Source organism: Actinopolyspora sabaoui (genome assembly GCF_051225635.1).
In the GTDB taxonomy this organism is placed as follows: Bacteria; Actinomycetota; Actinomycetes; order Mycobacteriales; family Pseudonocardiaceae; genus Actinopolyspora.
Window position 1 is genome coordinate 369,390 of the sequence record NZ_JBMIHH010000004.1, and the last position, 13,635, is coordinate 383,024.

At 68.9% G+C, this 13,635-nt stretch carries 13 protein-coding genes; 4 read left to right on the forward strand and 9 right to left on the reverse strand.

Annotated elements, in window-relative coordinates:
- The 3 genes from ACOQFL_RS09210 to ACOQFL_RS09220 all read right to left on the reverse strand — a co-directional run bounded on the left by ACOQFL_RS09210 (position 1) and on the right by ACOQFL_RS09220 (position 3,629).
- Complete coding sequence (locus tag ACOQFL_RS09210; RefSeq protein WP_435543678.1) at positions 1-2,385, reverse strand: heavy metal translocating P-type ATPase; 2,385 nt, start codon at positions 2,383-2,385, stop codon at positions 1-3.
- 253 nt (positions 2,386-2,638) lie between these two features.
- Positions 2,639-2,920 (reverse strand): metal-sensitive transcriptional regulator, encoded by a 282-nt coding sequence (locus ACOQFL_RS09215; RefSeq protein ID WP_092626884.1) that lies wholly within the window; start codon positions 2,918-2,920, stop codon positions 2,639-2,641.
- 124 nt (positions 2,921-3,044) lie between these two features.
- Positions 3,045-3,629 (reverse strand): TetR/AcrR family transcriptional regulator, encoded by a 585-nt coding sequence (locus tag ACOQFL_RS09220; RefSeq protein WP_435543679.1) that lies wholly within the window; start codon positions 3,627-3,629, stop codon positions 3,045-3,047.
- Between the two features lie 221 nt (positions 3,630-3,850).
- Here ACOQFL_RS09220 and ACOQFL_RS09225 point away from each other — a divergent pair, with 221 nt between their 5' ends.
- On the forward strand, positions 3,851-5,071 hold the full coding sequence (locus tag ACOQFL_RS09225) for a site-2 protease family protein (RefSeq protein WP_435543680.1): 1,221 nt from the start codon (positions 3,851-3,853) through the stop codon (positions 5,069-5,071).
- An 88-nt stretch (positions 5,072-5,159) separates the two neighbouring features.
- Here the strand turns inward: ACOQFL_RS09225 and ACOQFL_RS09230 are convergent, their stop codons facing one another.
- The 3 genes from ACOQFL_RS09230 to ACOQFL_RS09240 all read right to left on the reverse strand — a co-directional run bounded on the left by ACOQFL_RS09230 (position 5,160) and on the right by ACOQFL_RS09240 (position 7,593).
- Positions 5,160-5,390 (reverse strand): hypothetical protein, encoded by a 231-nt coding sequence (locus ACOQFL_RS09230; RefSeq protein WP_435543681.1) that lies wholly within the window; start codon positions 5,388-5,390, stop codon positions 5,160-5,162.
- Between the two features lie 16 nt (positions 5,391-5,406).
- On the reverse strand, positions 5,407-6,720 hold the full coding sequence (locus ACOQFL_RS09235) for a S8 family serine peptidase (protein WP_435543682.1): 1,314 nt from the start codon (positions 6,718-6,720) through the stop codon (positions 5,407-5,409).
- 534 nt (positions 6,721-7,254) lie between these two features.
- Positions 7,255-7,593, reverse strand: a complete 339-nt coding sequence (locus tag ACOQFL_RS09240) for a hypothetical protein (RefSeq protein ID WP_435543683.1) — start codon at positions 7,591-7,593, stop codon at positions 7,255-7,257.
- A 306-nt stretch (positions 7,594-7,899) separates the two neighbouring features.
- Between ACOQFL_RS09240 and ACOQFL_RS09245 the strand changes: the two genes are divergently transcribed.
- Together ACOQFL_RS09245 and ACOQFL_RS09250 are read left to right on the forward strand one after the other, a co-directional pair.
- A complete protein-coding gene (locus ACOQFL_RS09245; RefSeq protein ID WP_435543684.1) occupies positions 7,900-8,790 on the forward strand; it encodes an MBL fold metallo-hydrolase in 891 nt (296 codons plus the stop codon).
- 49 nt (positions 8,791-8,839) lie between these two features.
- Positions 8,840-9,730, forward strand: a complete 891-nt coding sequence (locus tag ACOQFL_RS09250) for an oxygenase MpaB family protein (protein ID WP_435543685.1) — start codon at positions 8,840-8,842, stop codon at positions 9,728-9,730.
- A gap of 75 nt (positions 9,731-9,805) precedes the next feature.
- Here the strand turns inward: ACOQFL_RS09250 and ACOQFL_RS09255 are convergent, their stop codons facing one another.
- On the reverse strand, positions 9,806-11,179 hold the full coding sequence (locus ACOQFL_RS09255) for a cryptochrome/photolyase family protein (protein WP_435543686.1): 1,374 nt from the start codon (positions 11,177-11,179) through the stop codon (positions 9,806-9,808).
- 152 nt (positions 11,180-11,331) lie between these two features.
- On the opposite strand from ACOQFL_RS09255, the gene ACOQFL_RS09260 reads away from it, so the two are divergent.
- A complete protein-coding gene (locus tag ACOQFL_RS09260) occupies positions 11,332-12,576 on the forward strand; it encodes an NAD(P)/FAD-dependent oxidoreductase (RefSeq protein WP_435543687.1) in 1,245 nt (414 codons plus the stop codon).
- Positions 12,577-12,850: 274 nt separating this feature from the next.
- Here the strand turns inward: ACOQFL_RS09260 and ACOQFL_RS09265 are convergent, their stop codons facing one another.
- Positions 12,851-13,201 carry a DUF202 domain-containing protein gene (locus ACOQFL_RS09265; RefSeq protein WP_435543688.1) on the reverse strand — a complete coding sequence of 117 codons (351 nt, stop codon included), beginning with the start codon at positions 13,199-13,201 and terminating at the stop codon, positions 12,851-12,853.
- Position 13,202: 1 nt separating this feature from the next.
- Positions 13,203-13,595 (reverse strand): YidH family protein, encoded by a 393-nt coding sequence (locus ACOQFL_RS09270; RefSeq protein ID WP_435543689.1) that lies wholly within the window; start codon positions 13,593-13,595, stop codon positions 13,203-13,205.
- Positions 13,596-13,635: the final 40 nt, after the last annotated feature.

Genomic DNA, 13,635 nt, shown 5'->3' on the forward strand with positions numbered 1-13,635 from the left:
CTACCGAGCGGCCGGAGTGGTTTCCGCACGCACGGGGTCGCCGCCGGCCCCGAACGGGGTGCTCGCGGAGTCCAGGTCTTCGACCCCGCGGAAACCGCGCAGTCGAAGACTGTTGCCGACGACGAACACCGAGCTGAACGCCATGGCCGCTCCCGCGATCATGGGGTTGAGCAGTCCCGCCGCCGCCAGCGGCAACGCGGCCACGTTGTAACCGAACGCCCAGCACAGATTGCCCTTGATGGTCCGCAGCGTGCGCCTGGACAGCCGGAGCGCGTCCACCGCCGCGCGCGGATCGCCGCGCACCAGCGTGAGATCACTGGCCTCGATCGCCACGTCGGTACCGGTGCCCATCGCCAGTCCCAGGTCGGCACGTACGAGCGCCGCGGCGTCGTTGACTCCGTCACCGACCATGGCGACCACGCCGCCCCGGTCCTGGATACGCCCGATGACCTCGACCTTGTCCTCGGGCATCACCTCGGACCAGACCTGCTCGATACCGACGCGAGCAGCGATGGAGCGAGCGACCGTGTCGTTGTCGCCGGTCAACAGCACCGGAGTGAGTCCCAGTTCGCGCATGCCCCGCACAGCTCGTGCGCTGGTTGGTTTGACGGTGTCGGCGACGACCAGCACGGCGCGGGCCTCGCCGTCGCGGGCCACCACCACCGCGGTCGAGCCGTCCTGTTCGGCCGTCCGTGCGGCTTCGAGGAGCGACTCGGGCAACGTAACGCCCCATTGCTCGAGCAGCCGCGCACGCCCCACGAGCACGGTGTGGCCGTCGACGGTTCCACGTACCCCGAGTCCCTCGACGTTTCCGAATTCCTCGATCGAGGGCAGCGTACCCACCCGCTCAGCGGCACCACGAGCGATGGCTCGAGCGATGGGGTGCTCCGAACCGCTCTCCAGTGCTCCGGCCAACGTCAACGCCTCGGAGTCCGAGCCGTCCTCGGTGGTGTGAACCGAAAGCAGCTCCATCTCGCCCGTGGTGATCGTCCCGGTCTTGTCCAGCACGACGGTGTCCACGCGACGAGTGGATTCCAGCACCTCGGGCCCCTTGATCAGGATCCCCAGCTGAGCTCCTCTGCCGGTACCGACCAGCAGTGCCGTGGGGGTGGCCAGCCCCAGGGCACAGGGACAGGCGATGATCAGCACGGCGACGGCCGCGGTGAAGGCTGTGGTGACTCCCCCACCGGTGACCAGCCAGTACAGCAGCGTACCGAGCGCGAGGACGATCACGATCGGTACGAACACCGCCGAGACGCGGTCGGCGAGACGCTGCACCCCCGTCTTGCCCGCTTGGGCGTCCTCGACCAGCTTGGCCATCCGGGCCAGCTGGGTGTCGGAGCCGATCCGCGTGGCGCGCACGACCAACCGGCCGCCCGCGTTGACCGTGGCCCCGACCACGGTCTCGCCGGGCTCGACCTCGACGGGCACGGATTCGCCGGTGAGCATGCTCGTGTCCACGGCCGAGCTGCCCTCGGTCACCACTCCGTCGGTGGCGATCTTCTCGCCGGGGCGCACCACGAACAGGTCGCCGACGCGCAGCTGTTCAACCGCGACGAGCGACTCCCTGCCCTCGCGCAGCACCGCGACTTCTTTGGCGCCGAGTCGCAGCAGCGCACGTAGCGCCGCTCCGGACCGCCGCTTGGAGCGGGCCTCGAAGTACCTGCCCGCCAGGATGAAGGTGGTCACTCCGGCGGCGACTTCGAGATAGATCGAGCTTCCCCCGTCGACGTGTCGCACCGAGAGCTCGAAGGAGTGGGTCATGCCGGGTACCCCGGCACCGCCGAACAGCAGGGCGTACAGCGACCAACCGAAGGCGGCCGAGGTACCCAGCGATATCAGGGTGTCCATCGTGACGGCGCCGTGGCGCAGGTTCGTCCAGGTGGCGCGGTGGAACGGCAACGCACCCCACACCAGCACCGGAGCGGCCAGGGTCAACGAGATCCACTGCCAGTAGGTGAACTGCAGTACGGGAACCATGGCCATGGCGATGACGGGGACCGAGAGCAGCGCCGAGACGATCAACCGCTGTCGGAGCAGCAGCTCCCCGTTCCCCTCGCCCCCGGCGGTTTTCGCGGTGTCATCGCTCCCCGCCGCCGTTCGCTCGGAGCCGGCGGGGCTGCCGGAACCGTGGGAGGCGGTGGGGGTGGCGCTGTAGCCCGCCGCCTCGATGGTGCCGACGAGCCGCTCGGTAGCGGCATCGGGTGAGTGACTCACCCTGACCTTCTCGGTGGCGTAGTTGACGGTGGCACTGACCCCGTCGAGTTTGTTGAGCTTGCGCTCGATCCGGGAGGCGCAGGAGGCGCAGGTCATTCCGCCGACCGACAGTTCGGTGTCGATCGCCTGCTCCGATGGGAGCGTCTCCTGCGGCGGGCCGGTGGTCATCGTTGGTTCCCCTCTCGATACTCCCGGGAGCGTTCCGCGGCATCGCGGCGGAGTTCGCCGGGGCGAGTCGTAACCGCCCGCGTTCGATGTCGTGTACCGAACCCAGCTTTATACCCTACGGGGGTACCGTGTCAACGAGTTGAACGCGCGCTCCCGCCGCCGGGCTACCGAGGACGAGCACGAACCCCAGAACTCACCCGGGAACGAACCCGCCCCCGCGCTCCGCCGGGCAGAGCGCCTGAAAAGGACCGATTCAGGAACGGACGAGACGAGCGATGGCGTCGCTGGCCTCCTGGATCTTGGCCTCGGCGTCCTCACCGCCCTCGGAGACGGCCTCGGCCACGCAGTGCTTGAGATGCTCGTCCAGCAGCCCCAGCGACACCGCCTGCAACCCCTTGGTCACCGCCGAGACCTGGGTCAGCACGTCGATGCAGTACTCGTCGTTCTCGACCATGCGTGCCAGACCGCGCACCTGGCCCTCAACGCGCCGCAGCCGCTTGAGGTACTCCTCTTTGTCCTGGGCATACCCGCGCATTCGACCTCCCTCACCGACACGGACAAACCACCCCCAGAATACCCCCTACCCGTAACCCCACCCGTACGAACCACTGCCCCGCCGGACGGAGCACGACGAACCACCCCCGAGGGGTATGTAGGGATCACCCCAGCAACCGAGCGGCGGCCTGTTTAGCCGCGGCGACCGGGTCACGGACCCGCCCGGTGCCCGAGGTGACCAGCACCCCCTCCCACAACAGGAAGAGCTGCTCGGCGACCAGCTCCGGATCGGCCGAACCGGAGGCGGCGACCAGTTCGGTCAGCCATTCGCGCAGCCGCGCCTTGTCCGCCTCGATCACCTCCTGCGCGGGATGCGTCGGATCGGCGAGCTCGGCCTCGGCGTTGCCGAACGCACATCCACGGGGACACTCCCGTTCGAGCCAGCTCGCCAGAATGTCGAACGCCGCCAGCACCCGGTCCGCGACCGTGCCGCCGATCCGTTGCAGCTCGCTGTCGAAGAACGCGCCCCAGCGCTGCTCCCGACGTTCGAGATAGGCGGCCACCAGCTCGTCCTTGGAGCTGAAGTGGTTGTACAGACTCATCTTGGCGACCCCGGCACGCTCGATGACCGTGTCGATACCCACGGCACGGATACCGTGCCGGTAGAACAGTTCGGAGGCGGCCTCCAGCAGCCGCTCGCGCGCGGAACCACGCGGCCGTGATCCTCGTGTCGCCGTGCCGGTACTCATCAGCAGCTCTTCCCTCCACCGGTCGCGAAATCGACGGTACTCGCGACACCACGAGGTCCGGAGGATACCGGGGCGACCCGGCGTTCCCGGAAGCTCGGGCACGCACGGTTGTTCGCTAGCCGCCCCGGAGAACGACTACGCTGGAGCCCGGGATGACCGCACAGTGGGCACACCTCGTAGCCCACGGTCGGCAACACCCCGCCGAAGGGCGGTGAACGGTGATGACGGGAACGATTCCGCTGGGCCGGGTGGCCGGGATTCGCCTGCAGCTGCACTGGAGCGTGGCGGGCATCATCGGTCTGATCGTCTTCATGCTGGGTGCCTACTGGCTGCCCACCACCCTGCCCGGGCACGCCACGGTTTTCTACTGGATCGCGAGCACCGCGGCCGCGCTGCTGCTGATCGTCTCGGTGCTGCTGCACGAACTGGCTCACGCGCTCGTGGCCGTACGCCACGGTCTGAGCGTCGACCGGGTCACCCTGTGGCTGCTCGGCGGGGTCGCCCGGTTACGCGGTGAGGCACCCACCCCCAGGGCGGAGCTGTTCATCTCCGGGGTCGGACCTCTGGTGAGCGGCGCGGTGGCGGGAGTGTTCGCGCTGGCGACATGGGCGCTGGTCCTCCTGCAGGCCGGCCAGCTGGCGATCATCGTGGCTGCCTACCTGGGGATGTTGAATCTCGCGATCATGGTGTTCAACCTGCTTCCGGCCGCTCCGCTGGACGGCGGTCGAATCCTGCGCGCGGTGATCTGGGCCCGTACCGGGCAACGCTTCAAAGCCGCCCTGTGGGCAACCCGCACGGGTGCGGGCCTGGGGTTCCTGCTCATCGCGGGCGGCTTCGTAAGTGTGGTCACACGCGGCATCGAGGGAATCTGGGCGATGCTGGTCGGCCTTTTCGTGCTGCAGGCCGCCGCTGCCGAACGCCAGCAGGCAAAGCTGGGCATGGCGTTGGGCGACACCCGGATAGGTGAGCTCGTCACGATCGGCGCGACCCCGCTGTGGTCGGACCTGTCGGCCCGTGACGTGCTGGACTCGCCGCTCGGCAGCGACGGTTCGGTGTTCGCGGTGGTGGATCGTGACGGCACGCTGCGAGGAGTGCTCAGCCCTCGCGGGCTGCACGAGGTGCCGGTCACCGAGCGAAACCGGAGCACACTGCGCGAACTGGCCGACCCGCTTTCCCGGTTCACCACCGCGAGTCGTGGGGAGTCGGTGACCAGTGTGCTCGCCCGTTACGACGACCCCCGGAATTCCATCCTGGTGCTGGACCAGGGGCGAATGGAGGGGCTGGTGCCCGCCACCGAGATCAACCGGATCATCGCCGAGCGGATGCCGGGCACCACCGCGCCCCGCCTGGGAACCTCACCGAACGGTGAAGCCGGGCGGGGTGACGCGGAGCCGAATCCGCCGTCGGACTGGTGGTACCCGGGACAACGCCGAGGGCAGTGAAGCCTCGGGGAGTCGCTGGAACAGCACTCGCCGAAACGTTGTCCCGAGAGGAGTCCCTTCACCCCGGCGAGCCGGGGTGAAGGGACTCCTACTGGTTCTCACCGGGTGGGATTCGCAGGGTCTCGCCACGCTCCACCGCGGCCACGCCCGGAACAGCGCGGGCGGCATCGAAGTGCTCGCTCTCCAGCAAGCCGGTGATCATCCCCACGAGTTCGAGCACCCGGTCCACGCGCATCCCGATTCGGCGCAAGCGCCGCACCACGGTGTCGATGTGGTCGAGCCACTCATCGCGCACGGTGACCACCACTTCCTCGGCCATGGTCTCCGTCCGCGCTTCACGAGGGTGCCTTGGCGATTCCGGCTCCGACGTCGACGCCGGGAAGTTCGAGCCGTTGAGCACCACGGATCAGAGTGGACCACAGTGCCTCCCCTGCCGCGTCGGTACGCTGCGCCCACAGCGCGGCGATGCCCGAGACGTGCGGGGTGGCCATGCTCGTACCGGAGATCGTGCGATACCGGCGCTCCATGGGCCAGGTGGAGTACACGTCCACCCCCGGTGCCGCGATGTCGATCTGGCCACCGTCGACCGGGTTGCTGCGTGCCGAGAAGTCGGCGATGCCGAGTCTGGAGTCCAACGCGGCGACCGCCATGATCGACGGGCTGTTGGCCGGAACACCCACGAAACCGGGATTCCCGGAATCGCGGTCGGCATTGTTGCCCGCGGCCGCCACGATCAGCGAACCACGATTCAGTGCCCGCTGCCCCACGGTCTCGTAACGCCGCGAGACGGCACGGGTATCGGCACCGAGCGACATGGAGATCACCCGGCAGTCGTTGCCGATGGCCCAGTTGATCGCGGCGAGGATGTTGGTGTCGGTACCGGACCCCCCGTCACCGAGCACTTTGCCCACCAGGATCTCGGCTCGGGTCGCCACACCGTAGCGGCGGCTGCCGGGTGGTTCCGGTGGGTTCTCCGGCCCGCAGGAGGTGCCCACGCAGTGTGTGCCGTGACCGTTGCCGTCCTGGGCTGGTTCATCGGTCACGAAGGAACGTGCCGATATCTCGCGCTCGGCGAAGTCCGGATGACCGAGGTCAAGCCCCGTGTCCAGCACGGCCACCCGGATTCCCTGGCCGGTCGCGGCGGAGTCGAGCACTCCGGTGGCCTGTAGCCCCCAGGTCGCCTCGGAGGTGTCGTTGAATTCGACGGGGGCGGCCCGAACGGCGGACCAGCCGGTGTCGGCCATCGGCGTCCGGACCGTGGACGGTTCGGTTCGGGTGCCCTCCGGTCCGCTCAGGGCGTACATGAACTGTTCGGGCTCGACGGCCGTCACGCGAGGGTCGTCGGCAGCGGCGGCCATGATCGAGGCCGCGCTGTCCGGATCGGCCGTCACAGTGCCGATACCGAGGTCGGCGAAGACCGTGGCATCGGCCGACGAGGCCTGCCCCACGTCCAGCGCACGCCATTCGTAGTCGGAGGTGCTGGCCACGTTGGCCGCGCCTGCCACCGAACGCAGCGTTTCGACCTGGTCGGCCTCGCGGGCGAACGTCTCGTCGCTGAGCACCAGGACGTAGCGTCCGGTCGGTGAGACCGGTTGTGCGGAAACGTCGGCATAGTGCCCGTTTCCGGGGGGTGTAGTCGAACTGCTCATCGTCGTATCCCTTCCGGGATTATTACGGAGACAAGACCGCGAGCTCGGCGGATTCGGCCGATCGTTCGGGTGGGCCGAATCGTGGCAACGGCGGCCGAACCACGGAATTCACAACGGGTTGTTGTTTCGAACGGCCTCGGCGCTGGTGCGCGAGCCCGAGGGGACACCGGCCACGGTAACGCGCCGCTGTGCGCGCCAACCACACCTGAAAGTAGGGACTTTAGGACCTTTTTCGAAGGGGAGAGCCATTACAAGAACAATTTTCACTTAACTGGGTCCTTCGTCCCTCTCATCGGAAAAGAAGAATTTTACTCGTTCGAGTGACAAAACCGGGATGTGACGGCACCGGAATCCCCCGTAGAGACTACTGTTCACCCGGCTGGTCACCCGGCCGGGCGAGATGATCGTGTGACGAGTCGCCCGGAGATCCGGAGCGGACCGGCAGGAGCACATCCGCTGCCCGGCCTGCCGTTACTCGCGCTGAGGACCGGGACATTCCGCACCGTGTACGTGGCGAGCCACCATGGTCCGAGCTCACTCTCCGGAGGAATCGTGGTGCTCCCCCAGACCCGCGAACCAGTCCGCATAGGGCGTGTTGCCGACCGCGCGCCCGGTGAGATCCGGGGCTCCGTCGGTCCACCACACCGGACCGCGCTCCCCGAGGGCACGCTTCGCCGCGTCGACCTCGGTCCGCGCGGCCTCTCGCGCCGCGGCGTCCTCCCGCCGCATCGCGCTCTGCTTTCTCCTACGAGCTGCCATCAGCTCGCGCACGAGTTCGTCCCGGCGGTCCGGATCGAGCTCCGGATTCGTGCGACGCCACAGCCTGCCACGCGCCACGAAATAACGCCCGTCCGGTGTCACGGGGTGACGCATGGCCGTCATGCTACCGGCGGTTTCGAGTGCCGCGTGGCGTGAAGTCGTCGATCGGCACCGACCGGTTTTCGACGGCGTGAACGGTTCATTTCGTTCAGCACTGAAATTTCAAATGCATTACTGGGTAAGAACGGCATCCCGTGGCACGGCACCGGCCCGACATCGTCGTCCGAGGACGGAAGCAGGCGGGAACGACACGCCGAATCCGTCGAGCTCGGACAGTGGCATGCGCCGCGTGGCAGTCGTGCGGCATAGCATGGCCCAACGACATCCGTGATCTTCGTTTCCGGAAGGGGACCCCACGCAGTGACGGCCACCGCGATCACTCGTACCGGTAAGCACAGCACCGCCTACCTGCAGCTGCCGGGCGGTTGGTTCCACAACAACGCGGGCTGGATCACCGGCGAGCGCCGGACCCTGCTCGTCGACACCTGCGCCACCGAGAGCCGAAGTCGTGCCCTGCTGGAAGCGGCGCGAGGTCCCGATCCGGGAACGGCGTTGACCGCCGTGCTCACCCACGCCCACGGCGACCATTCGCACGGAGCGCGCCGGGTGGTCGAACAAGGCGGTGTGGTCCACGCGGCGAACTCCGCGGTCGAGGAGATCCACGAAGGGCCACACACCTATCCGGAGTTGTTCGAGTACGCCGACTGGGGTTCGATCGACCCGCCGGACCACATCACCCCGGTAACGGGGCCAACCACTATCGAGCTGGGCGACACCCACGCCGAGATCCACCCTGTACCCACCCGGGCGCACACCGACGGGGACCTGGTGATCCACCACCCCGACGACGGTGTGCTGTTCACCGGCGATCTGCTGTTCAACGGGGTGACTCCCCTGGCGCTGCACGGCAGCATCGGTGGCTGGCTCGAGGCCCTGGACTGGCTGGAGGGTTTCGAGGCGGACACGCTGGTCCCCGGACACGGCCCGGTGAGCACCCGCGACGAGTCCGTACTCACCCAGCAGCGCGAGTACCTGCGATGGCTGCTCGACAGCACCACCGAGGCGCTGCCCGACTTCGCCACCCTGGAGGACCTGGCGCGGCGGGGTTGGCCCGAGTGGCACGACGCGGAACGTCACTCGGTCAATCTGCGCGTGGCGCACGCCGAGAATCGCGATCACACCCCGGACATCGCCGACGCGGTCGCCGCGATGCTCGGGGCGGCGGGTAACCGGATCCCACTGGAACTGTGAGCGCCTCGCACCGTGGCGCGCGCGGCACGGAGGCGAGCACGATGGCGGTATGACCGTATCGTGGCTGCGCTCCCGGTTGGGAGCGAGCGTATTCGAACACGTGGCGGGTTCGGAGGGACCGGAACGTCGGGAACGCATCCACTCCGCCCCGGGACCGCGCTGGTTCGAGGAGGACCGGCCGATCCGCCGGGTGCACGCGGACGCCTCGATGTTCGTCGGCGGGTTGCGGGCGCTGCTGCTGCAGTCGCTGCACCCGCTGGCGATGGCCGGGGTCAACGCGCACTCCGGCTACCGCGGTGATCCGTGGGGACGGCTGCAACGAACCAGCTACTTCCTGGCGGTCACCACGTTCGGCACCGCCGAGGACGCTGAGGAGACCGTCCGCCGGATCCGTGCGGTGCACCAGCACGTCTCGGGCACCACCCCGGACGGGCGTGCCTACACGGCCACCGATCCGCGGCTGCTGCGCTGGGTGCACATCGCCGAGATCGACAGTTTCCTGCGGGCGCACCAGCGCTACGGCGAACGGCCTCTGGATGCCAAGGGCCGCGACGGTTACGTCGCCGACACCGCCCGCGTCGCACGTGAGCTCGGCGTGACCGATCCGCCGGAAAGCGAGGCCGAACTGGACGAGCAGATCCGCCAGTACCGTCCCGAGCTGGCGGGAACCCCGGAGGCGCGCTCCACCGCCCGTTTCCTGCTGCTGGAACCACCACTGCCGCTGGCGGCCCGTGCTCCTTACGCGGGACTGGCGGCGGCCGCGGTGGCACTGCTGCCCCGCTGGGCGCGGCTGCCGTTGCGACTGCCGTACCTGCCGGTGACCGAGGCGACGCTGGTGCGACTGAGCGGGCAGACCGTCACGGCGGGCATCCGCTGGGTGATGACCGCGCCGTCCAGGCAGGAGCGCCCCTCCCAGCGGGAACACACCGCGCGGGGATGACGCGCCTATCACCGGAGAGCCGGGCGCTCACGGCGGACCGGCGGAAGAGCTCACGGCAGTGGAAGGAACATGCCGCTACGAGTTCTTGATACGGCCGTAACGGGCCAGCGCCTCCTGCCGCTCGTGCGAGTGCTCGATCACCGGCGCGGGGTAGTCCGGCGCCTGCGCGCCGTCGAGCTTCCACGGCTGGTGCACCCGTTTCCCGCTGACGCCACGCAGTTCCGAGACGTACCGGCGCACGTACTCCCCCGATGGGTCGAACCTCTCACCCTGAGTGGTCGGGTTGAAGATGCGGAAGTAGGGCGCGGCGTCGGTGCCGCTGCCCGCGGCCCACTGCCAGCCGTGCTGGTTGGATGCCAGATCACCGTCGGCCAGGTGCAGCATGAAATGGCGCGCTCCCCACCACCAGGGCAGATGCAGATCCTTGACCAGGAAACTGGCCACGATCATCCGCACGCGGTTGTGCATCCACCCCTCCTGCAGCAGTTGACGCATCCCCGCGTCCACGATCGGGAAGCCGGTCCGTCCCGCGCACCAGATGTCGAACAGCGTGTTCGCCTCGCTGCCGGTGTCCAGCGGCATCCGGTCGAAGCGGGTGTCGAAGTTGTACCGGGCGCTGTCCGGCCAGTTCCACAGCACGTCGGCGTAGAACTCGCGGAAGGCCAGTTCGTTGCGGTAGCTCCCTGCTCCGGCGTGGTCCAGTTGGGACAGATCGCGCAGCATCGTGCGCGGGTGCACGCACCCCAAGTGGAGGTAGGCCGACATTCTGCTGGTCCCGGCGATGTCCGGTCGGTCGCGCTGCTGGTCGTACTCCGGCAGGCCCGATTCGACGAACTCGTGCCAGCGACGCAGCGCGTTCGTCTCGCCCGGCGGTGGCGGATCGGGAGCGGCTTCCTGCTCGCCCTCGGGAACGGAGAGTCCGTCCAACCCCGCGGGGCTCATCCAGTCCGCGGTGTCCACACCGGTCTCGGCGGGTGGTGGCCAGCCGTGTTCGGACCAGGCGCGCCGGAACGGGGCGAACACCTTGTACGGGTTGCCATCGGCCTTGGTGATCCGTCCCGGTGTCACCGCGTAGGGCGACCCCGTGACCTCCCAGTCGATTCCCCGCTCCCGCAACGCCTCACGTACGCGCTCGTCGCGGCGACTGCCATAAGGGTTGGTGTCGGCGGAGACGTGCACGCTTGCCGCACCGATACGCTCAGCCAGTTCCGGCAGTACGTCGGCGGGCTCGCCGTGCCTGAGCAGCAACCTGTGCCCGAGGCGCTCGTCCAGCTCACGCAGACACCCGTAGAGGAAGTCCCGTCGAGTGGCCCCGGCCGGACGCAGCAGGTTGTCGTCGAACACGAACACCGCCAGCACGGATTCGGATCTGCGCCCGGCGGTCAACAGGGCCGCGTGGTCGTAGAGCCGCAGGTCACGGCGGAACCAGAGAATGGCGGGGGCGGTCACGTCGCACGAGGCTACTCGATCGCTCCGGCGGACCCCGCCCCGCACGACCGGCGTTTCGGCGGTACATCCCTCCATCGCGAGCTTACTCCCTCGAGCGGATGACAACCGCTCGCCGAGTGGCGCGGTGAGAGCGCGGTTACTAGGTTCGCCGCGTGACATCGGAAGTGATCGTCGTGGGCGCCGGCCTCGCCGGGTTGAGCGCCGCCGAGCAGCTGGTCTCGCGCGGCGTGGAAGTGCTGATGCTGGAAGCCGCCGACGAGCCCGGCGGACGGGTTCGCACCGACGAGGTGGACGGTTTTCGGTTGGATCGAGGGTTCCAGGTGCTGGCACCCGCCTATCCCGAAGTGCGGAACCGCGTCGACGTGCGCGCCCTTGAGCCGCAGCGGTTCAGCCGGGGAATACGACACGTGCGACGCGACGGCCGCGTGGTACGGCTGGCCGATCCGCGCACGGATCCGGCCGGTATCGGTGAGCTCGTGCGGAGTGGACTGTCCGTTGGGGACGGAATGGTGCTCGGCCTGTTCACCGCCCGCGACGCGTTGCTGCCGGGCAGGCACATCACCGCCGCACCGGAACGCTCCACCCGGGTGGATCTGGCACGCCGGGGGCTGTCGACGCGAACGGTCGAGGAGCTGTTCCGGCCGTTCCTCTCCGGAATTTTCCTGGAGGACGAGCTGGCCACCTCCTCGCGGTTCTTCCACCACGTATGGCGCTGCTTCGCCCGTGCCGCGCCGGTGCTGCCCCGCACCGGGATGGCCGCGCTGCCGCGACAGCTGGCCGCGCGACTGCCACCGGCGAGCATCCGGTACGACCAGCCGGTCGCCGAGGTCGATCCCGGGAAGGTCCGGCTGCGCGACGGCGCGACGGTGAGTGGTCGCGCCGTGGTAGTGGCCACCGACGCGAGCACCGCCGGCGAGCTGCTTCCCGGGCTGCGGGTTCCCGCGTGGAACGCCGTGACGACCTTCTACCACCGCGCCCGGCACAGTCCGGTAGGCGGCGGCACGATCGTCACCGACGCACGACGGGCGGTGCTCAACACCACTGTCCTCAGCGACGTGGCACCGTCCTACACGCCCGACGGGAGCAGCCTGATCAGTACCTCGGTTCTCGGAGCGGTCCCCGACCCTCGCGGGGTGGAACCGGAGATCCGGGAGCATCTGGCCCGCCTGTTCGGCAGCGGCACCCGGGAATGGGAATGGTTGGCCACGTATCCGCTGCCACGAGCACTGCCGGCCATGCCCGCACCACATCCGTTCCGACGCCGGGTGCGGCTGCACGCCGGGCTGTACGTGTGCGGTGATCACCGCGACACCAGCTCGATCCAGGGTGCGCTCGTCTCGGGCAGACGCGCCGCCGAAGCGGTGCTGGCCGATCTGGACCACAACGCCCACCCCTGACCGAGCTCGTACGGTCCGATTCGGAATACCGGCCCCCGCCCGGACGGCGCCACCCACCCTCAGAACACACCCGCGAAATCGCCACGCAGCTCCGACGCGAAGCCGAACTCCTACCCCGCTCGCAGTCGGCGCCGCCGCGGGTTCTCCCGTGCGGCTCTCGCGAGGACGCCGGAGACGTTGTGTAGGCCGCTACCCGATGTCGCCGGACCCGCAGCGAGAGCCGTGCGAGAGGTTCCGCCACTCGACCCTGGCCGGACGAGCGGCACACCCCGACTCACAACAGCACGGTGTAAACCATCCCCACCGCTCCGACCAGCACGGCCAGCAGCGCGACGCCCGCGGGCAACGCACCGCCCGTCAACGGTTGCCGATGTTGCGGCAGGGCGCTGTCGGCACGGTAGCGGCGCACCGCCAACACCCCCACCAGCACCGCGACCGGCAGCAGCGCCAGCACGCAGCCGAGGGCGACCAGCGGCCTGGTGTGGGCGATGAGCCTGGTCAGCACCAGCGAACCGACCGCGAAGGACAGTCCGGTGCGCAACCAGGCCAACGTGGTGCGCTCGATCTGCAACCCGGGATCGACCGGTGCGCGGGCTCCGTCGTCGCCCCTGTCGTGGTCGGGCACCTCAGATCCCCACGACCACGAGCAGCACGGCGATTCCCACTCCCACGGCGGCGAGGCCGTAACCGAGCACGGCACCCATCCTGGGCGCGGGCAACGGCCTGCCGGTTCGCAGCGCCCGCTCGGTGGCCGCCCACCTGGTGAACGAGGTGGCGCTGATGAGCACCCCGCCAGCCAGCAACAACAGCGCCAACCAGGTGACCAGTGGATTCTGGGACCGCGAAGTGGCGGCGTTGACCGTCTCGATACCGACACCGGCGGCCATCAGCGCCATGGCGGTGCGCAACCACGCCAGAAAGGTCCGCTCGTTCGCCAGCGAGAAGCGGGCATCCGGTTCGGACCCTTCGCCGTACACCCGGCTCGGCCAGCGCCTGGTTTCGTTGCTGGACCCTGACATGGCGTGTTCACGGCCACCTTTCGGAAGTTCGGTTCCCGTC